We start from the raw sequence: 22,275 nt of genomic DNA on the forward strand, positions 1-22,275 counted from the left end.
GGACCGCCGTCAGGCGGCCTGGGCGAGCACCTTCTCCAGCGCCTCCAGCGCCGAGCGGAGCTCCTCCTCGGTGATCACCAGCGGCGGCGCCAGGCGGATGGTGGAGCCGTGGGTGTCCTTGACCAGGACGCCTTCGCGCAGCAGGCGCTCGCCGACGTCCCGGCCGGTGCCGAGGGCGGGGTCGATGTCGACGCCGGCCCACAGCCCGCGCGAGCGGAAGCCGACGACACCGCGGCCGACCAGCTCGGTCAGGCCCTCGCGCAGTACGGCGCCCAGGTCGGCCGCGCGCTGCTGGAACTCGCCCGTCTCCAGCAGCCCGACCACCTCGGTGCCCACCGCGGCCGCCAGCGGGTTGCCGCCGAACGTCGAGCCGTGCTCGCCGGGCCGCAGCACGCCGAGCACCTCCCGGCGCCCGACCACCGCCGACACCGGCACGATCCCGCCGCCCAGCGCCTTGCCGAGCAGCACCACGTCGGGCACCACGCCCTCGTGCTCGACGGCGAGGGTGCGGCCGGTGCGGCCCAGACCCGACTGGATCTCGTCGGCGACGAACAGGCAGCCCTTGCGCCGGGTCAGCTCCCGTACGCCCGCCAGGTAGCCGTCGTCCGGGATGTTGACGCCCGCCTCGCCCTGGATCGGCTCCAGCAGCACCGCGGCCGTGGTGTCGTCGACGGCCTCCTCCAGCGCGGCCAGGTCGTTGTAGGGCACGATGCGGAAGCCCGGCGTGAACGGGCCGAAGCCGGACCGGGCCGTCTCGTCGGTGGAGAAGCTGACGATCGTGGTGGTGCGGCCGTGGAAGTTGTCCGCCGCGACGACGATCGTGGCCCGGTCGGCGGGGACGCCCTTGACCTCGTAGGCCCACTTGCGGGCCACCTTGATGCCGCTCTCCACGGCCTCGGCGCCGGTGTTCATCGGCAGCACCATGTCCTGCCCCGTCAGCGCGGCCAGCCGCTCGGCGAACTCCGCGAGGCGGTCGTTGTGGAAGGCGCGGGAGGTGAGGGTGAGCCGGTCGAGCTGGCGGTGCGCGGCGTCGATCAGCGCGGGGTGGCGGTGGCCGAAGTTGAGGGCCGAGTAACCGGCCAGCATGTCCAGGTAGCGGCGGCCCTCGACGTCCTCCACCCAGACGCCCTCGGCGCGGGAGACGACCACGGGCAGCGGGTGGTAGTTGTGCGCGAGGACGGCGTCCTCGGCGGCGATCAGGTCGGCGGAGCCGCGGGCGGCGCGGACGGGAGCGGTCATGAGCGGATCTCCTGGGTGCAGCACTTGATGCCGCCGCCGGCCTTGTGGAATTCGGACAGGTCGACGGGGACGGGGACGTAGCCGCGGTCGGCGAGCTGATCGGCGAGGGCGGTGGCCCCGGGCGAGATGAACACGTGACGGCCGTCGGAGACGCAGTTCAGGCCGAAGGCCAGCGCGTCCTCGCGGGTGGCGAGCACGGCGTCGGGGTACAGCCGGGCGAGCACCTCGCGGCTGCCGGGGGAGAAGGCGTCCGGGTAGTAGGCGATGTTCCCGCCGTCGCCGTCCTCCTCCAGCACGAACAGCGCCGTGTCCAGGTGGTAGAAGTACGGGTCCACCAGCCGCAGCCCGATCACGGGCCTGCCGAAGAACTCCTGCACCTCCCGGTGGGCCTCGGGCGTGGTGCGGAAACCGGTGCCGGCCAGCACGTACCGGCCGGTCCACGCCAGGTCGCCCTCGCCCTCGCACACCGACTCGGGGTGCTGGACGGCGAAGTCGGCCGCCTTGAACCACGCCTCGTAGGCGGCGGACTCGGGACGGCGCTCGGCGGCGCGGAAGAGGGAGCCGAAGACGCGGCCGTCGAGGGTGAACGCCGCGTTGGCGGCGAAGACCATGTCCGGCAGGCCGGGGACGGGCGACACCTGCTCCACGGTGTGGCCGTGGGCGAGGTAGGTGTCGATCAGGGTCTGCCACTGCGTGCGGGCCAGCTCGGTGTCCACGGGCGTGTCGGGCCGCATCCAGGGGTTGATCGCGTACTGCACGGCGAAGTGTCTGGGTTCGCAGACGAGGAAGCGCCGCCGCCGCGGCACACGGGATTCGGGCACAGAGGGGGTCCTCCGCTTCCTGGGAGATGTCTACCTGGGGTTGACACCACGGTAGAAAGCGACCAGGACGCGCGCCAAGAAATGAAGGCTGCGTGTCCGCGCAGGAACGCTGCGTTCTTCCCCGCTCTCGCGCACGATTCATGCGCCCTCCGGGGCGGGCTGGCTGGCCCCGGCCTCCGGACTGTCCGGGATCAGGTGGGACAGCACCATCACGCTGATCGTCTTCCGGATGAACGGCTCCGCGCGGATGCGCTCCAGCACCTCCTCGAAGTGCTCCACGTCCCGCGCCCGCACGTGCAGCAGCGCGTCGGCGCCGCCGGTCACCGTCATCGCCGCGGTGATCTCCGGATGGTTGCGCACCACCTCCGCCAGCCGCCGGGGCGGGGCCGCGCCCTCGCAGTACACCTCGACGTACGCCTCCGTGCGCCAGCCCAGCGCCGACGGCTTCACCGTGGCCGTGAACCCGGTGATGACCCCGGTGTCGCGCAGCCGGTCCACCCGGCGCTTGACCGCCGTCGACGACAGCCCGACGGCCGCGCCGATCTCCGCGAAACTGGTGCGGGCGTTCGCCATGAGAGCGGTGATGATCTTCCGGTCGAGTTCGTCGAACGGCGCCGGCCTGCTGTTCATGCCCGCACTGTATCCGCACCGCCTCCAGGCATCGTCCGGGCGTCATCCAGGCATCACCCAGGCATTCCCCGGACATCTCCGGCACGGCACCGCCCTGCCCCACAAGCCGGATTCCTCCTACACTCCACGTTCATGCTGCGCGCCCTCGCCGTCGACGACGAACGCCCCTCCCTGGAGGAGCTGCTCTACCTGCTGCGCGCGGACCCCCGCATCGGCAGCGCCGAGGGCGCCGGCGACGCCACCGAGGCGCTGCGCCGCATCAACCGCGCCCTGCAGTCCGGCCCCGGCGGACCCGAGGCCATCGACGTGGTCTTCCTCGACATCCAGATGCCCGGCCTGGACGGGCTCGACCTGGCCCGGCTGCTGACCGGGTTCGCCAGCCCGCCGCTGGTCGTGTTCGTCACCGCCCACGAGGACTTCGCCGTCCAGGCCTTCGACCTCAAGGCCGTCGACTACGTCCTCAAACCGGTGCGCGGCGAGCGCCTCGCCGAGGCCGTCCGCCGCTGCGCCGAGCTGCGCGACACCACCCCGCGCATCCCCGTGCACGAGCCCGACCCCGACCACATCCCCGTCGAACGCGGCGGCGTGACCCGCTTCGTCGCCGTCGACGACATCACCCACGTCGAGGCGCAGGGCGACTACGCCCGCCTGCACACCGGCGCCGGCAGCCACCTGGTGCGCATCCCGCTGTCCACCCTGGAGGAGCGCTGGCGGGCCCGCGGCTTCGTCCGCATCCACCGCCGCCACCTGGTCGCCCTGCGGCACATCGGCGAGCTCCGCCTGGACGCCGGGTCGGTGAGCGTGCTGGTCGGCTCCGAGGAACTCCAGGTCAGCCGGCGCCACGCGCGTGAACTGCGCGACCTGCTGCTGCGCCGGCCCACGAGCTAGTGCCACGAGCCAGCGGAGAGCCCATGCCCCAGGACCCGACCGAGCGCCGTGTCGTCGTCACCGGCCCGCCCCGCCGCGCCCGCCGCACCGCACGGCCCCACCACCCCCGCACCGAGATCGACGAGCTGACCACCCTCGGCGACACCTACGTCCGCTCCCTGATGCGCACCCAGCTGCGCACCGGCCTTACGGTGCTGGCGGTCCTGGTGCTGCTCGTCGGCCCGCTCCCGCTGGCCTTCGCCGCGGCCCCGGGCGCCCCCGCCCTGACCTGGGCCGTCCTCGGCTTCGCCCTCTACGCGCCGCTGGTGCTGCTGGCCCGCTGGTACGTACGGCGCGCCGAACGCCACGAACGCGACTTCGTCCGCCTCGTCGAGGACCGCTGAGCCGCGAGGACCGCCGTGAACTCCGGGTACACCGTCCCCGCCATCGCCCTCGTCGTGGTGACGACCGTTCTCGTGGGCGCCTTCGGCCTGCGCATCTCCCGCACCACCTCCGACTTCTACGTCGCCTCGCGCACCGTCGGCCCGCGCCTGAACGCGGCCGCCATCAGCGGCGAGTACCTGTCCGCCGCCTCCTTCCTGGGCATCGCCGGGCTGGTCCTCACCCAGGGCCCGGACACGCTGTGGTACCCCGTCGGCTACACCGCCGGCTACCTGGTGCTGCTGCTGTTCGTCGCCGCCCCGCTGCGCCGCTCCGGCGCCTACACGCTGCCCGACTTTGCCGAGGCCCGCCTCGCCTCCCGCGCCGTGCGCCGCCTCGCGGGCGCCTTCGTCGTCGGCGTCGGCTGGCTCTACCTGCTGCCCCAGCTCCAGGGCGCCGGACTGACCCTGGCGGTGCTCACCGGGGCGCGGGACTGGCTCGGCGCGGTGATCGTCGCCGTCGTGGTGACCGCGACCGTCGCGGCGGGCGGCATGCGCAGCGTCACCTTCGTGCAGGCCTTCCAGTACTGGCTGAAACTGACCGCGCTGCTCGTCCCCGCCCTCTTCCTCGTCCTGGCCTGGCAGTCCGACGGCGGCCCCCGGCACGCCTTCACCGAACCGGCCGGCCTGCGCGAGCAGCGTGCCGTCCGGGTCGCCGACACCCTCACCCTGCGCCTGGACAGGCCCCTGACCGTCACCGTCACCGGCACCGTCGACGGCCGCCCCCACCGCAAGGCGCCGCTCACCCTCGCGCCCGGCCCGCACCGCATCCACGCCGGCACCCGCCTCACCTTCGCCGACGGCGCCCCCGTCCCCGTGCCCGAGGGCTCCGCCGCCTCCGACCGGGCCCGCGAGGAACGCCCGCTGTACGCCACCTACGGCCTGATCGTCGCCACCTTCCTCGGCACCATGGGCCTGCCGCACGTCGTCGTGCGCTACTACACCAGCCCGCACGGCGTCGCCGCCCGCCGCGCCACCGTCGCCGTGCTCGCCCTGGTCGGCGCCTTCTACCTGCTCCCGCCCGTCTACGGCGCCCTGGGCCGCCTCTACGCCCCCGACCTCGCCCTCACCGGGAACGCCGACGCCGCCGTGCTGGTGCTGCCCGACCGCATGATCGGCGGGCTGGGCGGCGACCTGCTCGGCGCCCTCGTGGCCGGCGGCGCCTTCGCGGCGTTCCTGTCCACCGCCTCGGGCCTGACCATGGCGGTCGCCGGGGTGCTCACCCAGGACGTGCTGCCCTCGCGCGGCGTGCGGCACTTCCGGCACGGCACGGTGCTCGCCATGGCCGTACCGCTGGCCGCGAGCGTCCTGGTCGGCTCGCTGCCGGTCGCCGACGCCGTCGGCCTCGCCTTCGCGGTGTCGGCCTCCTCCTTCTGCCCGCTGCTGGTGCTCGGCATCTGGTGGCGCCGGCTCACCCCGCCCGGCGCGGCCGCCGGCATGCTCGCCGGCGGGGGAGCGGCGCTGGCCGCCGTCACCGCCACCATGGCGGGCTACCCCGGCGCGGGCCCGGTGCACGCCCTGCTCGCCTGGCCCGCGGTGTGGTCGGTACCGCTGGGCTTCCTCACCATGATCCTGGTGTCCCTGGCCACCCCGGGCCGGGTGCCGCCGGGCACCGCGGCGATCCTGGCCCGCTTCCACCTGCCGGAGGAACTGCGCGCGGAGGTCACGGCATGACGGAACGCGGAACGGCCGGGCGGACAGGGGCCGGATGCGAAACGGCCGGGCGGGGAGCGGCCGAGCGGACGGCGGCCGGGCGGGGAGCGGCGAGGTGAGCGGCTTCCTCGCCGGGCTCTGCGTGGCCGTGCTGCCGCTGCTCGCGGCCGGTTTCTGGCTGGGCCGGCGCACCGCCCGCCCGCAGAGCCTCGGCGGACTCGGCACGCCCGTCGAGCACGCCACCTTCCAGACCCTGCACACCGCCTCCCTCGCCGCGCCCCCGCTGCGCGCCGGCCTGACCGAGGAGACCGCCCGCAAGGCCGCCCGCCGGCTGCGCTCCCTGCTCGGCACCGACGCCCTGTGCCTGACGGACGACACCCGGGTCCTGGTGTGGGACGGCGCCGGCGCCCACCACCGCGACGGCATCAAGGACCGCCTCGCCAACGCCCTCGACACCGGCCGCGGCGAGGCCTTCCGCCTCGCCTGCGACCTGCCCGACTGCCCGGTGCGCTGGGCGGTCGTCGCCCCGCTCACCGTCGACGACCGCGTGCACGGCGCCCTGGTGGCCTGCGCGCCCCGCGAGTCCGCGGTCCTCGCCCGCGCCGCCGGGGAGGTGGCCCGCTGGGTCTCCGTCCAACTGGAACTCGCCGACCTCGACCGCTCCCGCACCCGCCTCATCGAGGCCGAGATCAAGGCGCTGCGGGCGCAGATCTCCCCGCACTTCATCTACAACTCGCTGGCCGTGATCGCCTCGTTCGTGCGCACCGACCCCGAGCGCGCCCGCGAACTGCTGCTGGAGTTCGCCGACTTCACCCGCTACTCGTTCCGCCGGCACGGCGACTTCACCACCCTCGCCGACGAACTGCACGCCATCGAGCACTACCTGGCCCTGGTCCGCGCCCGCTTCGGCGACCGCCTCGCGGTCACCCTGCAGATCGCCCCCGAGGTGCTGCCGGTCACCCTGCCCTTCCTGTGCCTGCAGCCGCTCGTCGAGAACGCCGTCAAGCACGGCCTGGAGGGCAAGGCCGGCCGGCGCCACATCCGCATCACCGCCCAGGACGCGGGCGCCGAGGCCCTCGTCGTGATCGAGGACGACGGCGACGGCATGGATCCCGGCCTGCTGCGCCGCATCCTCGCCGGCGAGGCCGGCCACTCGGGCGGCATCGGCCTGTCCAACGTCGACGACCGGCTGCGCCAGGTCTACGGCGACGACCACGGCCTCGTCATCGAGACCGCTCCCGGGGCGGGCATGAAGATCACCGCCCGGCTGCCGAAGTACCAGCCGGGCGTGCACCCGGCCGGCCGCCTCGGCCCGGAGTGAGGCCGCTCAGTTGCCGCGGGAGAGCACCGTGCCCAGGGTGAGCAGCCCCAGGACGACCCAGCCGAACCACAGCCAGCCGTTGCTGCCGAGCGCCACCGTGTAGGCCGTCACCAGGACGAGTCCGCCGACGGTGAGCACCCCCATCGCCTTCGCCGAGCCGGGCATCGCACCACCCTCCCTCAGGGCCTCCCTCAGGGGCCGGTCCCCCTCCATGGTGCCCCCGGTGCGGGCGCCCGCGTGCCGGACCGGCGAAGACCGGCCGGAACCGGTCGGCCGGAGCCGATGGGCTGCAACCGGTCGGCCGCAACCGGTCGGGAACGCCGGCCGCTTTCCGGCCCGGGAGCCCGAAAGGCGCTGTCAGTTCCCGCCGCGCGCGTGCAGCGAGGCCAGGTAGGCGTTGTACGCCTCCAGCTCCTTGTCGCCGTCGCGGTCGGCGGCGCGGTCCGTGCGCCGGGCCTGCCGCTGCTCCGAGCCGTACCACTGGAACAGCAGCGCGATCAGCACCAGCACCGACGGGATCTCGCTGAACGCCCAGGCGATGCCGCCGGCCGAGGTCTGGTCGCCGAGCGCGTCGATGCCCAGCGAGGCCGGCGGATGCGTGAAGGTGTCCACCATCGGCGACGACGCCATCATCAGCGCGATGCCGAAGAACGCGTGGAACGGCATGCCCGCGAACAGCTCCAGCATCCGCATCAGGTGGCCCGGCCGGTGCGGCCCCGGGTCCACGCCGATGATCGGCCAGAAGAACACCAGGCCCACGGCGAAGAAGTGCACCATCATCGCCACGTGCCCCGTTCTGGAGCCCATCAGGAAGTCGAAGAGCGGCGTGAAGTACAGCCCGTACAGGCTCGCCACGAACATCGGGATCGTGAACGCCGGGTGCGTGACGACCCGCAGGTACCGGCTGTGCAGCAGGACCAGCAGCAGTTCCCGCGGCCCCTTGCGCCCGTGCCCCGCGACCGGCAGCGCGCGCAGCGCGAGCGTGACCGGGGCGCCCAGCAGGATCAGGATGGGCGAGAGCATGCTGAGGATCATGTGCTGCACCATGTGCACGCTGAACATGACCATGCCGTAGTCGTTCAGCCGCGTGCACATCGTCAGCCCGACGGTCAGCACCCCGATGCCGTACGCCACCGTCCGGGCCACCGGCCACCGGTCACCGCGCCGCACCAGCCGTGCCACGCCCCACCCGTACAGCGCCAGCCCCACCAGGCAGGCGACCAGGAAGAACGGATCCGCCGACCACTCCAGCCCGCGCCCCAGCGTGAACGGCGGCAGATCCATGGTCATGCCGTGTCCGCCGTGATCCATGTGATCCATCCGCCGGCTCCGTTTCGTGGGGGTTGCGCGCTGTCTGTCCGCCCCCAGCGTAGAACCGCCCCCGGCGACGGCCGTCACCGGGGGCGATGCCACCTGCCCGCTACAGGACGCACTCCGCCTCGGTGTACCGGTCCTGCGGCACCGTCTTCAGCGTCTCCACCGCCTCCGCCAGCGACACCATCACGATGTCGGTGCCGCGCAGCGCGGTCATCCGCCCGAACTCCCCGCGGTGCACCGCCTCCACCGCGTGCCACCCGAACCGCGTGGCCAGCACCCGGTCGTACGCGGTCGGCGTGCCGCCGCGCTGCACATGCCCGAGGATCACCGGCCGCGCCTCCTTGCCCAGCCGCTGCTCCAGCTCGACGGCGAGCTGACGGGCGACCCCGGCGAACCGCTCGTGGCCGTAGATGTCCCGGCCGCCCTCGTCGAAGTCCATGGTGCCCGGCTTCGGCTTGGCGCCCTCCGCGGCGACGACGATCGCGAACCGCTTGCCGGCCGCGAACCGCTCGCCGACCCTCGCGGTCAGCTCCTCGATGTCGAAGGGGCGCTCCGGCACGACGATCGCGTGCGCGCCGGCCGCCATGCCCGAGTGCAGCGCTATCCAGCCGGTGTGCCGGCCCATGACCTCCACGATCAGCACCCGCTGGTGGGACTCGGCGGTGGTCTTCAGCCGGTCCAGCGCCTCCGTGGCGACGGTCACGGCGGTGTCGAAACCGAAGGTGACGTCGGTGACGGCGATGTCGTTGTCGATGGTCTTGGGTACGCCCACGAGGGGCAGTCCGTTGTCCGACAGCAGGCGGGCCGCCTTCAGCGTGCCCTCACCGCCGATCGGGATGATCGCGTCCAGACCGAGCTCCTCGACGTGGCCACGGGCCCGCTCCACCCCGTCCCGCAGGTGCTCGGGACGCACCCGGGAGGAGCCGAGGATGGTGCCGCCGCGAGCCAGGATGCCGCTCACCGCGTCGAGGTCGAGCTTGAGGTAGTCGCACTCCAGGAGACCCTTCCAGCCGTCCCGGAAGCCGATGACCTCGTCGCCGTGGTCGACGACGGCACGGTGCACGACGGACCGGATGACGGCGTTCAGACCGGGGCAGTCGCCACCGGACGTGAGGACACCAATGCGCATAGCCCGAAATACCTTCTCAACGTGGGCCGGGACCGGACCACGCTGTCCGGCTCGATCCCCGCCACCCTAGCGGCAGGAGGGGGCGGGGCCGAACCACGCGTCCGCCTGCTGGACGAGCCCGCTCACCTGTGCGGACGCCCTGTCAGACGGGCCCTTTTCACGCGCCCGCCCACACGGGCCGCCGCGCAACGGCCGGCGTGGGCGGGCTGCTGCGCAACGGTGCTTACGCAGGCTGCTGCGCAACGGTGCTTACGCAGGCTGCTGCGCAACGGTGCTTACGCAGGCTGCTGCGCAGCCGCGATGCGCTCGTTGCGCAGCGCCTCGTACCAGCGGTCGTCCACCGGCGGCAGCGCGTTGACGTCGAGGGCCAGCTTCAGCAGCAGGTCGGCGATCTGCGGGTTGCGGGCCAGGACCGGGCCGTGCATGTAGGTGCCGAAGACCGTGTCGTTGTACGCGCCCTCGGTGCCGTCCCCGGTGCCGTTGCCCTTGCCGATCTTCACCCGGGCGAAGGGGCGGGCCGTCGGGCCCAGGTGGGTGACGCCCTGGTGGTTCTCGAACCCGGTGAGCGGCGGCAGGCCCAGGCGCGGGTCGATGTCGGCGAGGACGTCGCCGACGCACCGCTCGCCCTCGCCGCGCACGGTGGTCACGTCCAGCAGGCCCATGCCGGGCTGCCGCTGCCCGAGGTCGTTGACGAACTCGTGGCCGAGGATCTGGTAGCCGGCGCACACCGCGAAGACGATCGCGCCGTTCTCCACCGCCCGGTACAGGTGCCCGTCGCGCCGCAGCCGCTCCGCGGCCAGCCGCTGCGGCCGGTCCTCGCCGCCGCCGATCAGGTAGATGTCGCCCGAGGTGGGCACCGGCTGGTCGCTGCGCACGTCGATCCGCGCCACGTCCAGGCCGCGCTGCCGGGCCCGCCGCTCCACGACCAGGACGTTGCCCTGGTCGCCGTAGGTGCTCAGCAGGTCCGGGTAGATCCACACCAGCCGCAGGCTGTTGTCGCTCATGAGGTCACTGTCCTGAAGTCGCTGTCTGTGAGTGCGTGACGGGTACGTCAGTTGCCGACGCGGCGGCGCAGGTCCTGGAAGGCGGTGTAGTTCGCGATCACCTCGATGCGGCCCGGCGGGCACAGCTGCACCGCCTGGTCGAGGGTCTCGCACACCTGGAACTGCTGGTTCGCGACCTCCAGGCGCACGGCGAGGTCCAGCCGGCGGTCGCCGATCACGCAGATCGGGTGGCCGCTCAGGCGCGTGTAGTCGACGTCCCACAGCCAGGAGGTGTCGGTGCCGTCGGCGGCGCGCGCGTTCACGGAGAGGATCACCGGCGCGGGCGGCGGGTCGATCAGGGAGAACGTCTCCAGCCAGCCGGCCGGGTTCTTCGCCAGCAGCAGACGCAGGTCACGGCCCTGGAACTGGACGACGTCGTAGCGGCCGGCGACCGCCTGCACCTGGTACATGCGCTCCAGCGCGACCTGCGGCGGCACGCCGAAGACGGCCGCGACGGCCGCCGAGGTGGCGGCGTTGGCCTTGTTGGCGCGGCCCGGCAGCTGCAGGTGGATCGGCCAGGCGGAGCCGTGCGGGTCCAGGACGTGGTCGCCGGACAGGGCCCAGCTGGGGGTGGGGCGGCGGAAGCCGCACTCGTTGCAGTACCAGTCGTCGCCCGGGCGCTGCAGCACACCGCCGCAGGACGGGCAGGACCACGCGTCGTCCTTCCACATCTGCCCGGCGGCGACCCAGACGACGTTGGGGGAGGAGGACGCGGCCCACACCACCAGCGGGTCGTCGCAGTTGGCGACGATCACGGCCTTCGAGCCGGCCAGGCCCTCACGCCAGTTCTCCGCCAGCATGCGGGTCTCCGCGGCGCGGTCGAGCTGGTCGCGGGAGAGGTTGAGCAGGGCGATGCACTTCGGGTCGGTGTCCCGGGCCACCCTCGCCAGGTACTTCTCGTCGACCTCGATCACGCCGTAGCGCGCGTCGGAAGCGCCCGCCAGGGCCGCGGTGATGCCGGCGGGCATGTTGGCGCCGAGCGCGTTGGAGACGACCGGGCCGGCCGCCCGCAGCGCCTCCGCGATCAGACGGGTGGTCGTGGTCTTGCCGTTGGTCGCCGAGACCAGGACGCAGTCCAGGTTCTGGGCGAGCCGGCCGAGGAGGTCGGGGTCCAGCTTGAGGGCCACCCGGCCGCCGATCACCGAACCGCTGCCGCGACCCGCGGCGCGCGAGACCGCGGCGGCGGCCTTGCCCGCCGTCACGGCCAGCTTGGCCCGCGGGGTGAGCGGGTCCGAGTTGCCTGCCATCAGTTCTCGCTACCTCCTTGCGTACGCACCGCGCCTGACGCCTCCGGCATCTTCCGGATCCATCGTCCGGACCCATCTTCCGGATCGTGGTGCCGCCCGAAGCCTATCGAGATCCGCTCACGCGCCCGAATCGCGGCACCGGTATGGAAGGACCGTACCCTTGCCGCCATGCCGCACCGCTCCATCCCGGGCACCCGGGGGCGCGTCCGCCGCCTCACCCTGCTCGGCGACCCGCTCCTGCACGCCCCCGCCAAGGAGGTCACCGACTTCGGGCCCCGGCTGACCCGGCTGGTCGAAGACCTGTTCGCGACCATGTACGCCGCCCGCGGCGTGGGCCTGGCCGCCAACCAGATCGGCGAGCCGCTGCGGGTGTTCGTCTACGACTGCCCCGACGACGACGAGGTCCGCCACCTCGGACACGTCGTCAACCCGCGCCTGGAGGCGACCGGCGGCGTGGTGCTGCGCGGACCCGAGGGCTGCCTGTCGCTGCCGGGGCTGGAGGCGGGGGTGGAGCGCCACGACGAGGCGGTCGTGACGGGCGTGACGGTCACCGGGGAGCCGGTGACCGTGCGGGGCACGGGGTTCTTCGCCCGGTGCCTGCAGCACGAGTGCGACCACCTGGAGGGCCGGGTGTACGCCGACCACCTGGACGGATGGCGGCGGCGCCGGCTCATGCGACAGGCGGCGCGGGCGCCGTGGCGCCGGTGACGCGCAAGCCCGGTCCCGCACCGGAAGCCCCGGCCGCCCGCGCCGGGAGTTCCGGCCGCCCGCGCCGGGAGTTCCGGCCGCCCGCGCCGGGAGTTCCGGCCGCCCGCGCCGGGAGTTCCGGCCGTCCGCGCCGGAAACCTCACCCGTCCGCGCCGCAAGCCCCGTCCGGCCCGGACTCAGAAACCCGGCCCGCCCATCCTGTCGCCGGCCGCGGCCAGCCGCCCCCACAGCAGGTCCGCCAGGCTCCGCACCAGCTCCTGCCGGGAGCAGGGCCGTTCGCCCAGCCACCAGTCACCGGCCGCGTGCATCATGCCGACGATCCCGTGCCCCCACACCCGCGCCAGCCGGCGGGTGTCCGGCCCCAGGTCCAGGCGCTCCTCGATGACCTGGGCCAGCTCCTCGCCCATGCGGCGCAGCAGCGGCGCGGAGTGCTTGCCGACGTCGAAGCCCTGGTCGCCCTGGGCGGCGCTGCCCTCCGCCGGATGCATGAGGAACCGGTACACCTGCGGGCGCGCCTCGATGGCCGCCAGGTAGGTGTCCAGGGTGGACTCCACGCGTTCCCTGCGGTCCGCCGGGGCGTCCAGGGCCGCGCGCAGCGAGTCGAGGAGGGCGTCGGTGTGCCGCTTGGCCAGGGCCGCGTACAGGCCGCCCTTGTCGCCGAAGTGCCGGTAGAGGATCGGCTTGGTGATCCCCGCCTCCGCGGCGATCGCGTTCATCGAGGCCTGCGGCCCGTCGCGCAGCACCACCCGGTCGGCGGCCTCCAGCAGCTCACGCCGCCGGCGCTCGGCAGACGTCTGCTGGTCGGTCCGCTGCGTGGTGTTCATGTGCTCTCCCCAACCGTGCTGATCCGGTGACGCCTGCGCAAACTAACACTGACGGCGCCCGGGGCGCCGGGCAGGCGGCGGGCTGTCGGGGGCGCCGTCGGGAGTTGACTTTCCCTACCGGCCGGTAACAGACTCGGTGTTACCTTAAGTAACACCGTACGGGACGCAGACGCCGTACGGACGCAGCACCCGCGCCGCTGGAGGGGACATGGCCGAGTTCACCATGGAGCTCAACGACGAGCAGAAGGAGGTCCGCGACTGGCTCCATGGCTTCGCCGCCGACGTGATCCGGCCCGCGGCCGCCGAGTGGGACGAGCGCGAGGAGACGCCCTGGCCGGTCATCCAGGAGGCCGCCAAGGTGGGCATCTACTCCCTGGACTTCTACGCCCAGCAGTACTTCGACCCCACCGGCCTCGGCATCCCCATGACGATGGAGGAACTGTTCTGGGGCGACGCCGGCATCGCGCTCTCCATCGTCGGCACGGGCCTGGCCGCGGTGGGCGTCCTCGCCAACGGCACCGACGAGCAGATCGGCACCTGGATCCCCCAGATGTACGGCGACGCCAACGACGTCAAGCTCGGCGCCTTCTGCTCCTCCGAGCCCGACGCCGGCTCCGACGTGCGCGCGATGCGCACCCGCGCGGTGTACGACGAGGCCAAGGACGAGTGGGTGATCAACGGCACCAAGACCTGGGCCACCAACGGCGGTATCGCCAACGTCCACGTCGTGGTCGCCGTCGTCGACCCCGAGCTGGGCGCCAAGGGCCACGCCTCCTTCATCATTCCGCCGGGCACCCCCGGCCTGTCGCAGGGCCAGAAGTTCAAGAAGCACGGCATCCGCGCCTCGCACACCGCCGAGGTCATCCTCGACAACGTCCGCGTGCCCGGCTCCTGTCTGCTCGGCGGCAAGGAGAAGCTGGACGAGCGCCTGGCCCGCGCCCGCGAGCGGGTCAAGCAGGGCGGCGAGCGCGTGAAGAACGCCGCGATGGCCACGTTCGAGGCCTCGCGTCCGGCCGTCGGCGCGATGGCCGTGGGCACCGCCCGGGCCGCCTACGAGGTCGCCCTCGACTACGCCAAGACCCGCGAGCAGTTCGGCCGCCCCATCATCGACAACCAGGGCGTCGCCTTCCAGCTCGCCGACATGCGCACCCGGATCGACGCCGCCCGCCTGCTGGTCTGGCGCGCCTCCTGGATGGCCGTCAACGGCAAGCCCTTCACCGCCGCCGAGGGCTCCATGTCCAAGCTGTTCGCCAGCGAGACCGCCAAGCAGGTCACCGCCCAGGCCATCCAGATCCTCGGCGGCAACGGCTACACCCGCGAGTACCCGGTCGAGCGCATGCACCGCGACGCCGCCATCTACACCATCTTCGAGGGCACCAGCGAGATCCAGCGCCTGGTCATCTCCCGGACGATCTCGGGCATGCAGATCCGTTAGACGAGTGGTCCCGGCGCGGCCCGGTGGTCCCGGGCCGCGCGTGGTCCCGGGCCGCACGGCCGGCGCCCGCCGGGCGCCGACCCCGGGACCGGCCCGGCGAACGGTGCCAGGGGAGTGGCGTCCCTAGCCGGAGACGGCCCCGCTGCTGTGGGCGATGCAGGCCACGTCGATCCGGTCGGCCAGCTTGGCGAGCTCGATGGTGAGGGCCGCGACGGTGTCCTCGTCCAGTCCGTCCTGCCCGGCCTCCACCAGGCGCACCCACCGGCCGCCCAGCGTGCGCAGCAGCTTGCTCACGTCGGCCGCGGCGACCTGCAACGTGCCGCGGTCGTCGACGATCAGAGGGAGAGTCACTTCGCGGTTCACGAAGGGGATCGTAACCGCGGAAGGGTCACGCTCCGTGCCAAACCGTGGTGATGTTGCAGAACTCGCGGATTCCGTGCCCGGACAGCTCACGCCCGTAGCCCGACCGTTTCACCCCGCCGAAGGGGAACGCCGGGTGCGAGGCCGTCATCCCGTTGAAGAACACGCCGCCCGCCTCCAGGTCCCGGATGAACCGGTCGGCCTCGGCCTCGTCGCCGGTCCACACGTTCGAACTCAGGCCGAACGGCGAGTCGTTCGCAATCAGCACCGCCTCGTCCAGGTCGGCCGCCCGGTACAGCGTCGCGACCGGCCCGAACGCCTCCTCCCGGTGGATGCGCATCTCACGGGTGATGCCGGACAGCACGGTCGGCGGGTAGTACCAGCCGGGCCCGTCGGGCCGCTCGCCGCCGCACAGCACGGTGGCGCCGCCGCGCACCGCGTCGTCCACCAGCTCCTCCAGGTCGGCGCGGCCCCGCTCGCTGGACAGCGGCCCCACCTCGGTCTCCTCGTCCATCGGGTCGCCGACCCGCAGCGCCTTCATGCCCGCCACGAAACGCTCGGCGAAGGCGTCGTGGACGTCGTCGTGCACGATGAACCGCTTGGCGGCGATGCAGGACTGCCCGGTGTTCTGGCAGCGGGCGGTCACCGCGACCCGCGCGGCCCGGTCCAGGTCGGCGGAGGGCATGACGACGAAGGGATCGCTGCCGCCCAGCTCCAGCACCGTCTTCTTGATCATCTCCCCGGCGGTGGAGGCCACCGCCCGGCCCGCGGGCTCGCTGCCGGTGAGGGTGGCCGCCTTGACGCGCTCGTCGCGCAGGACGTCGTCGACCGCGGCCGAGCCGATCAGCAGGGTCTGGAAGCAGCCCTCGGGGAAGCCCGCCCGGTGGAAGAGGTCCTCGAGGTACAGGGCGGTCTGCGGCACGTTCGAGGCGTGCTTGAGCAGCCCGACGTTGCCCGCCATCAGCGCGGGGGCGGCGAACCGCACCACCTGCCACAGCGGGAAGTTCCACGGCATCACCGCGAGCACCGGGCCGAGCGGCCGGTAGCGCACCACCACGCGCGAGGCGCCGGAGTCGCGCACGTCGGCGTCGGCGGGCGTCTCGTCGGCGAGCAGCTCCTCGGCGTGCCCGGCGTACCAGCGCATCGCCTTGGCGCACTTCACCGCCTCCGCGCGGGCCTGCCGGATCGGTTTGCCCATCTCGGTGGTGACGACGCGGCCGATCTCCTCCTGGTCCTCCTCCAGCAGGTCGGCGGCCCGGTTCAGCAGGCGGGCGCGCTCGGCGAAGCCCGTCGTGCGGTAGGTGCGGAAGGTGGCCTCGGCGAGCTCCAGCCGGCGCTCGATCTCCTGCTCGTCCATGGCCTGGTACGTCTTGAGCGTCTCGCCGGTCGCCGGGTTGACCGTCGCGATGGGCATGGCTGACCTCCCTGGCAGCGGGCTGTCCCTCGGGCTTCCGGCGCGGTACGCCGTACCGCACCTCCGCCTAGGCCGAGTGCTCCGCCAGCCGGTCGAGAAACGCGCTCTGCCCCTTGACGATCACCTCACGGGCCCGCTCCAGGCCGAACCAGGCCACCCGGTCCAGCTCGGGGAACTCCTGGACGCGCCCGGACCTGGGCGGCCACTCCATGCGGAAGGTGCCGGGAACGACCGCCGCCGGGTCGAGGTCGGCCTCCACCGCCCACGCCGTGACGATCTTGCCGTTGGCCTGCCGCACCTCGCCCAGCGGCACGGCCTCCCCCTCGGGCGGCTCCAGCCCCAGCTCCTCCCGGAACTCGCGGCGCGCCGCGTCCCAGGCGGGCTCGTCGGCGTCGTACTCGCCCTTCGGCACGGTCCAGGCGCCCGCGTCGCGCCGGGCGAAGTAGGGGCCGCCCAGGTGGCCGAGCAGCACCTCCAGGCCGTCCCCGGTACGGCGGAACAGCAGCAGGCCCGCGCTGCGGATCTCCTTCACCCGGCCTCCTCCACGGTCCTCTCCACCCGGGCTCCCTCGCGGTCTTCTCCGCCCGGGCTCCTTCACGGTCTCCTCCGTCCGGGCTCCCTCGCGGTCTTCTCCACTCGGGCGCCTCCCAGGCCGCTCCCGGGCCCTCCTCCCCGGTCTCCCTCACGGCGCGACGTCCGGGTGGGCGGCCAGCAGCGACTCCACCGTGTCGGCCTCCTCCGGACGCTTGTCCTCGCGGTAGCGGACCACGCGGGCGAAGCGCAGGGTGACGCCGGCCGGGTAGCGCGGGGAGCGCTGCAGGCCGTCGTAGGCGACCTCGACGACGAGTTCGGGACGTACGGTGACCACGTGCCCGTCGTCGTCGACGGCCAGCTCCCTCAGGCGCTCGGTCTGCCAGGCCAGCATCGCGTCGGTCATGCCCTTGAAGGTCTTGCCGAGCATGGCGTGGCCGCCGTCGGCGGTACGGGCGCCGAGGTGGAGGTTGGACAGCCGGCCGGTGCGGCGGCCGTGCCCCCACTCGGCGGCCAGGACCACCAGGTCGAGGGTGTGCACGGGCTTGACCTTCAGCCAGGAGGCGCCGCGCCGGCCCGCGCTGTAGGGGGCGCCGAGGGCCTTGACGACGACGCCCTCGTGGCCGCGCCGCAGCGTCTCGGCGAGGAAGCGCTCGGCCCGCGCCACGTCCTGCGGGCCGGAGACGACCGTGCGCCTGACCCGCCTCGGCTCCGGCACCAGCCGCGCCAGCTCCGCGTGCCGTTCGGTGAAGGGCAGGTCGAGCAGGTCGCGGCCGTCGACGCCGAGGACGTCGAAGAAGACGGGGGAGACGGGCACCTCGCGCGCCGCCTTCGCCACGTCCACCCGGGAGCCGACGCGCCCGGCGGTCTCCTGGAAGGAGCGCGGCCGGCCGTCGGGGGCGAAGGAGATCACCTCGCCGTCCAGGACGAACCGCTCGCCGGGCAGCTCCCGCGCCGCGGCGGTGACCTCCGGCAGCCGGTCGGTGATGTCGTCGAGAGTGCGGGTGTGGACGCGCACGGTGTCGCCGTCCCGGTGCACCTGCACGCGGATGCCGTCCAGCTTCTCCTCCACCGAGCACGCGCCCAGCCTGGTCACCGCCTCGGCGACGGAGGACGCGCTGTGCGCCAGCATCGGCAGCACGGGCCGGCCCACGGTGAGCCGGAAGCGGTCCAGGGCGCCGGGGCCCTCGCCGAGCAGCGCCTCGGCCACCGCCGGCAGCGAACCGGCCAGCATCACCGCCCGCCGCACCGCGTCCGCCGGTGCGCCCGTGGCCTGCGCCAGCCCCTCGACGGCGACCGCGTCCAGGGCGCCCTGCCGCACCTCCCCGGTGAGCAGGCCGATCAGGAACCGCTGCTCCTCCTCGGTGGCCGCGCCCATCAGCTCCCCGACCAGCCGGGCGCGCTCGGCCTGCGCGCCGGGGCCGGACACCCCGCCCAGCTCGGTGAGCCGGGCGTCCACCTCACGCACCGTCAGGCGGGGCCCGGCGGCCGGGGCGACCCGGCGGCCCAGCACCTTCCAGCCGATCCCGAGCCGCCCCTGCGGCAGCCGCCCGGCGAGGTAGGGGATGACCACCGGCACGTCCGCCGCGTCCGCCTCCCGGAACAGCTCCGCGAGCAGGGCGATTTTCCGGGACCGCGCCGAGGTGGCGGCGATCTCCCGGGACACCTGGGCCAGCCGGGACAGCAGCATGCAGTCAGAGTGCACCGCGGGGCCGCCCCCCACACCTGCGCGTTCGGTACGGCCGCCCCGCGCGCTCAGCGGGGGCGCGCGGGGACGGCCCCGTACGGCAGTCTGTTCGGGCCGCAGGGGGAGCGGACGCACGTGCGGGCGCGGCCCCGGCGGAAGTGACGTACGCGACGCTGGCCGGGACGGCAAGCGACCGCTTAGTATGCAGCGGAGCCCGGTCCGACGACGCGTCCCGTGGAGGCCCCGTATGCAGGCATGGCAGGTGCACGAGAACGGCGAGCCGAGCGAGGTGATGCGCCTCGGCGAGACCGAGCGGCCCGTGCCCGGCGAGGGACAGGTGCTGCTGCGGGTACGCGCCGCCAACGTCAACTTCCCCGACGCCCTGCTCTGCCGCGGCCACTACCAGGTGCGGCCGCCGCTGCCGTTCACACCGGGCGTGGAGGTGTGCGCCGAGACCGAGGACGGGCGGCGGGTGATCGCCACCCCGGCGCTGCCCCACGGCGGCTTCGCCGAGTACACCGTCGCGGACGCCGCCACCGTGCTGCCCGCGCCCGACGCCCTCGACGACGCCGAGGCCGCCGCCCTGCACATCGGCTACCAGACGGGCTGGTTCGGCTTGCACCGCCGGGCCCGCCTGGAAGCCGGCGAGACGCTGCTGGTGCACGCCGCCGCGGGCGGGGTCGGCAGCGCCGCCGTGCAGCTCGGCAAGGCGGCCGGCGCCACCGTCATCGGCGTCGTCGGCGGTCCCGAGAAGGCCGACGTCGCGCGGAAGCTGGGCTGCGACGTGGTGATCGACCGGCGCGGCGAGGACGTGATCGCCGCGGTGAAGGAGGCCACCGGCGGCCGCGGCGCCGACGTGGTCTACGACCCGGTGGGCGGCGAGGCCTACGCCCAGTCCGCCAAGGCCGTCGCCTTCGAGGGCCGGATCGTGGTCGTCGGCTTCGCCAGCGGGTCCATCCCCAGCCCGGCGCTCAACCACGCCCTGGTCAAGAACTACTCGATCCTCGGCCTGCACTGGGGCCTGTACACCACCAAGAACCCCGAGCTGGTCCGGCACTGCCACGAACAGCTCACCGAGCTGGCCGCCCGCGGCGCGATCAGGCCGCTGGTCAGCGAGCGGGTGCCGCTCGCCGACGCGGCGCAGGCCGTGCAGCGGGTCGCCGACGGCGTGACCACCGGCCGGATCGCCGTGGTCCTTCACAAGGGAGCCGCAGCATGACGGACCGCCCCCTCGACGCAGCCGGACTCCGGCGCCGCACCGCCGAGTTGCTGGCCGCACACCCGCCCGCCGAAACCAGCCGCCTGGACTTCCTGCGCGCCCGCTTCGACGCCGGCCTCGCCTGGGTCCACTACCCGGAGGGACTCGGCGGACTCGGCGCCCCGCGCTCCCTGCAGGCGGTCGTGGACGCCGAACTGGAGGCCGCCGGCGCCCCCGACAACGACCCGCGGCGCATCGGCATCGGCCTCGGCATGGCCGCGCCGACGATCCTGCGCTTCGGCACCGACGAGCAGAAGCGGCGCTACCTGAAGCCCCTGTGGACCGGCGAGGAGGTGTGGTGCCAGCTGTTCAGCGAGCCCGGCGCCGGCTCCGACCTGGCCGCGCTCGGCACCCGGGCCGTGCGCGACGGCGACGACTGGGTGGTCAACGGGCAGAAGGTGTGGACCTCCAGCGCCCACCTCGCCCGCTGGGCGATCCTCATCGCCCGCACCGACCCCGACGTGCCCAAGCACCAGGGCATCACCTACTTCATCTGCGACATGACCGACCCGGGCGTCGAGGTGCGGCCGCTGCGGCAGATCACCGGCGAGGCCGAGTTCAACGAGGTGTTCCTCACCGACGTGCGCATCCCCGACGCGCGCCGCCTCGGCGAGGTCGGCGACGGCTGGCGCGTCGCGCAGACCACCCTGATGAACGAGCGCGTCTCCATCGGCGGCATGCGGCTGCCCCGCGAGGGCGGCATGATCGGCCCCGTCGCGCGGACCTGGCGCGAGCGGCCGGAGCTGCGCACCCACGATCTGCACCAGCGGCTGCTGAAACTGTGGGTGGAGGCCGAGGTGGCCCGGTTCACCGGCGAACGGCTGCGCCAGCAGCTCGCCGCGGGCCAGCCCGGCCCCGAAGGCTCCACGGCCAAGCTCACCTTCGCCCGCCTCAACCAGGAGATCAGCGGCCTGGAGGTCGAACTGCGCGGCGCCGAGGGCCTGTTGTACGACGACTGGACCATGCGGCGCCCCGAGCTGGTGGACTTCACCGGCCGTGACGCCGGCTACCGCTACCTGCGCGCCAAGGGCAACAGCATCGAGGGCGGGACCAGCGAGGTCCTGCTGAACATCGTCGCCGAGCGCGTCCTGGGCCTGCCGCCCGAGCCGCGCACCGACAAGGACGTCGCCTGGAAGGACCTCGCCCGATGAGCACCGACCCCGACCTGCTGTACTCGGAGGAGGAAGAGGCGCTGCGCGCCGCCGTCCGGGACCTGCTCACCGACCACTGCGACGCGGCCGGCGTGCTGGCCCGCGCCGAGACGGACACCCCGTACGACCCGGCCCTGTGGAAGTCCCTCGCCGACGGCATGGGCCTGGCCGGGCTGCTGGTGCCCGAGGAGTGGGGCGGCCAGGGCGCCACGCACCGCGAGGCGGCGGTCGTACTGGAGGAACTGGGCCGCTTCGTCGCGCCCGTGCCCTACCTGACGAGCGCCGTCGTCGCCACCGAGGCGCTGCTGGCCTGCGCCGGCGAGGGGACCGGGGGAACCGGGGAGGCCGGAGAGATTGAGGCGGCCGTCGGTCTGCTGGCGCGGCTGGCGTCCGGGCGGACCATCGGCGTCCTCGCCGTGCCCCTGCACCTGGGGGCCGACGCCGCGCACCCCGCCGTACGCGTGGAGAACGGCGCGCTGCACGGCGAGGTGACCGGCGTCGCGGACGCGGCCGTCGCCGACGTTCTGCTGGTGCCCGCGCAGGACGGCGCGCTGTACGCGGTCGACGCCGGCGACGCGACGGTCACCCCGCAGGTGTCCCTGGACCTCACCCGCCCGCTCGCCGCGGTCGCCCTCGACGGCGCCCGGGCGAGCCGTCTGGGCCGTGCCGAGTCCGCCGTCCGGCGCGCTCTGCGCGCGGCCGCCGGACTGCTCGCCTCCGAGCAACTCGGCATCGCGGACTGGGCGTTGACCGAGACCGTCGCCTACCTCAAGGAGCGCAAGCAGTTCAACCGGCCCGTCGGCGGCTTCCAGGCGCTCAAGCACCGGCTCGCCCAGGTGTGGCTGGAGGTCGTCCACCTGCGGGCCGCCGCCCGCGCCGCCGCCGACGCGCTGGCCACCGGCGAGGACACCGACGTGACCACGGCCGTGGCGCAGGCCTACGCGGCACCCGCCGCCGTCCACGCCGTGGAGGAGGCGCTGCAACTCCACGGCGGCATCGGCATGACCTGGGAGCACCCCGTCCACCTGTACCTCAAGCGCGCCAAGGCCGACTCGATCGCCTACGGCACCGCCGGCGCCCACCGGGAGGCGCTGGCCGCGCTGGTGGACCTGCGGCCGCCGGCGTAACCGCCGTACCCCCGGGGCCCGTTCCGCGCACCGTGCAGGGCGGGCCCTTTCGCGTAGCCGTACGCCCCGTCAG

22 protein-coding genes are annotated in these 22,275 nt (G+C 73.8%); 9 read left to right on the top strand and 13 right to left on the bottom strand.

Going from position 1 to position 22,275, the window contains the following annotated elements:
- Positions 1 to 9 precede the first annotated feature (9 nt).
- From rocD to IE225_RS12975, 3 genes are all read right to left on the bottom strand, one after another.
- On the bottom strand, positions 10 to 1,239 hold the full coding sequence (gene rocD / locus IE225_RS12965) for an ornithine--oxo-acid transaminase (RefSeq protein ID WP_190057612.1): 1,230 nt from the start codon (positions 1,237 to 1,239) through the stop codon (positions 10 to 12).
- Positions 1,236 to 2,060: a dimethylargininase gene (ddaH, locus tag IE225_RS12970; protein WP_190057613.1), complete on the bottom strand. Its 825-nt coding sequence runs from the start codon at positions 2,058 to 2,060 to the stop codon at positions 1,236 to 1,238. Before ddaH ends, rocD begins: the two co-directional genes overlap by 4 nt.
- 138 nt (positions 2,061 to 2,198) lie before the next feature.
- Positions 2,199 to 2,690 (bottom strand): Lrp/AsnC family transcriptional regulator, encoded by a 492-nt coding sequence (locus tag IE225_RS12975; RefSeq protein ID WP_190057614.1) that lies wholly within the window; start codon positions 2,688 to 2,690, stop codon positions 2,199 to 2,201.
- A gap of 132 nt (positions 2,691 to 2,822) precedes the next feature.
- Here IE225_RS12975 and IE225_RS12980 point away from each other — a divergent pair, with 132 nt between their 5' ends.
- The 4 genes from IE225_RS12980 (at position 2,823) to IE225_RS12995 (ending at position 6,971) form a co-directional block, all read left to right on the top strand.
- Positions 2,823 to 3,578: a LytR/AlgR family response regulator transcription factor gene (locus IE225_RS12980; protein WP_190057615.1), complete on the top strand. Its 756-nt coding sequence runs from the start codon at positions 2,823 to 2,825 to the stop codon at positions 3,576 to 3,578.
- A 23-nt stretch (positions 3,579 to 3,601) separates the two neighbouring features.
- On the top strand, positions 3,602 to 3,961 hold the full coding sequence (locus IE225_RS12985; RefSeq protein WP_190057616.1) for a hypothetical protein: 360 nt from the start codon (positions 3,602 to 3,604) through the stop codon (positions 3,959 to 3,961).
- Positions 3,962 to 3,976: 15 nt separating this feature from the next.
- A complete protein-coding gene (locus IE225_RS12990) occupies positions 3,977 to 5,671 on the top strand; it encodes a sodium/solute symporter (RefSeq protein WP_190057617.1) in 1,695 nt (564 codons plus the stop codon).
- A 94-nt stretch (positions 5,672 to 5,765) separates the two neighbouring features.
- Complete coding sequence (locus tag IE225_RS12995) at positions 5,766 to 6,971, top strand: histidine kinase (RefSeq protein ID WP_190057618.1); 1,206 nt, start codon at positions 5,766 to 5,768, stop codon at positions 6,969 to 6,971.
- A 6-nt stretch (positions 6,972 to 6,977) separates the two neighbouring features.
- Here the strand turns inward: IE225_RS12995 and IE225_RS13000 are convergent, their stop codons facing one another.
- From IE225_RS13000 to IE225_RS13020, 5 genes are all read right to left on the bottom strand, one after another.
- Positions 6,978 to 7,136 carry a hypothetical protein gene (locus tag IE225_RS13000; RefSeq protein ID WP_190057619.1) on the bottom strand — a complete coding sequence of 53 codons (159 nt, stop codon included), beginning with the start codon at positions 7,134 to 7,136 and terminating at the stop codon, positions 6,978 to 6,980.
- Between the two features lie 192 nt (positions 7,137 to 7,328).
- Positions 7,329 to 8,282, bottom strand: coding sequence for a cytochrome c oxidase assembly protein (locus IE225_RS13005; protein WP_190057701.1), 954 nt, complete (start codon positions 8,280 to 8,282; stop codon positions 7,329 to 7,331).
- Positions 8,283 to 8,391: 109 nt separating this feature from the next.
- Positions 8,392 to 9,417, bottom strand: a complete 1,026-nt coding sequence (locus IE225_RS13010) for a 6-phosphofructokinase (RefSeq protein WP_190057620.1) — start codon at positions 9,415 to 9,417, stop codon at positions 8,392 to 8,394.
- 275 nt (positions 9,418 to 9,692) lie between these two features.
- Positions 9,693 to 10,421: a type 1 glutamine amidotransferase gene (locus tag IE225_RS13015; RefSeq protein WP_190057621.1), complete on the bottom strand. Its 729-nt coding sequence runs from the start codon at positions 10,419 to 10,421 to the stop codon at positions 9,693 to 9,695.
- Between the two features lie 47 nt (positions 10,422 to 10,468).
- Entirely contained in the window at positions 10,469 to 11,707 is a 1,239-nt protein-coding gene (locus IE225_RS13020) for a MurT ligase domain-containing protein (RefSeq protein WP_190057622.1), read from the bottom strand.
- Between the two features lie 168 nt (positions 11,708 to 11,875).
- Between IE225_RS13020 and def the strand changes: the two genes are divergently transcribed.
- Complete coding sequence (def, locus tag IE225_RS13025) at positions 11,876 to 12,415, top strand: peptide deformylase (RefSeq protein WP_190057623.1); 540 nt, start codon at positions 11,876 to 11,878, stop codon at positions 12,413 to 12,415.
- Between the two features lie 176 nt (positions 12,416 to 12,591).
- Here the strand turns inward: def and IE225_RS13030 are convergent, their stop codons facing one another.
- The gene (locus IE225_RS13030; protein ID WP_190057624.1) at positions 12,592 to 13,239 is read right to left on the bottom strand and encodes a TetR/AcrR family transcriptional regulator; all 648 of its coding nucleotides are present in this window, start codon (positions 13,237 to 13,239) and stop codon (positions 12,592 to 12,594) included.
- A gap of 208 nt (positions 13,240 to 13,447) precedes the next feature.
- Here IE225_RS13030 and IE225_RS13035 point away from each other — a divergent pair, with 208 nt between their 5' ends.
- On the top strand, positions 13,448 to 14,674 hold the full coding sequence (locus IE225_RS13035; protein ID WP_190057625.1) for an acyl-CoA dehydrogenase family protein: 1,227 nt from the start codon (positions 13,448 to 13,450) through the stop codon (positions 14,672 to 14,674).
- A gap of 123 nt (positions 14,675 to 14,797) precedes the next feature.
- Here IE225_RS13035 and IE225_RS13040 read toward each other — a convergent pair whose 3' ends face one another.
- From IE225_RS13040 to IE225_RS13055, 4 genes are all read right to left on the bottom strand, one after another.
- Positions 14,798 to 15,037, bottom strand: a complete 240-nt coding sequence (locus tag IE225_RS13040; protein WP_190057626.1) for a DUF6213 family protein — start codon at positions 15,035 to 15,037, stop codon at positions 14,798 to 14,800.
- A 25-nt stretch (positions 15,038 to 15,062) separates the two neighbouring features.
- On the bottom strand, positions 15,063 to 16,448 hold the full coding sequence (locus IE225_RS13045) for an NADP-dependent succinic semialdehyde dehydrogenase (protein WP_190057627.1): 1,386 nt from the start codon (positions 16,446 to 16,448) through the stop codon (positions 15,063 to 15,065).
- A gap of 67 nt (positions 16,449 to 16,515) precedes the next feature.
- Complete coding sequence (locus tag IE225_RS13050; protein WP_190057628.1) at positions 16,516 to 16,980, bottom strand: NUDIX hydrolase; 465 nt, start codon at positions 16,978 to 16,980, stop codon at positions 16,516 to 16,518.
- Positions 16,981 to 17,130: 150 nt separating this feature from the next.
- Positions 17,131 to 18,669, bottom strand: coding sequence for an ATP-dependent DNA ligase (locus IE225_RS13055; protein ID WP_190057629.1), 1,539 nt, complete (start codon positions 18,667 to 18,669; stop codon positions 17,131 to 17,133).
- A 244-nt stretch (positions 18,670 to 18,913) separates the two neighbouring features.
- Here IE225_RS13055 and IE225_RS13060 point away from each other — a divergent pair, with 244 nt between their 5' ends.
- The 3 genes from IE225_RS13060 to IE225_RS13070 are packed head-to-tail and all read left to right on the top strand — an operon-like array spanning position 18,914 to position 22,202.
- Complete coding sequence (locus IE225_RS13060; protein ID WP_190057630.1) at positions 18,914 to 19,885, top strand: NADPH:quinone oxidoreductase family protein; 972 nt, start codon at positions 18,914 to 18,916, stop codon at positions 19,883 to 19,885.
- Positions 19,882 to 21,075 carry an acyl-CoA dehydrogenase family protein gene (locus tag IE225_RS13065; RefSeq protein ID WP_190057631.1) on the top strand — a complete coding sequence of 398 codons (1,194 nt, stop codon included), beginning with the start codon at positions 19,882 to 19,884 and terminating at the stop codon, positions 21,073 to 21,075. Before IE225_RS13060 ends, IE225_RS13065 begins: the two co-directional genes overlap by 4 nt.
- Positions 21,072 to 22,202: an acyl-CoA dehydrogenase family protein gene (locus tag IE225_RS13070; RefSeq protein WP_190057632.1), complete on the top strand. Its 1,131-nt coding sequence runs from the start codon at positions 21,072 to 21,074 to the stop codon at positions 22,200 to 22,202. Before IE225_RS13065 ends, IE225_RS13070 begins: the two co-directional genes overlap by 4 nt.
- Positions 22,203 to 22,275 lie beyond the last annotated feature (73 nt).

Source organism: Streptomyces echinoruber (assembly GCF_014651135.1).
Lineage (GTDB): Bacteria > Actinomycetota > Actinomycetes > Streptomycetales > Streptomycetaceae > Streptomyces > Streptomyces echinoruber.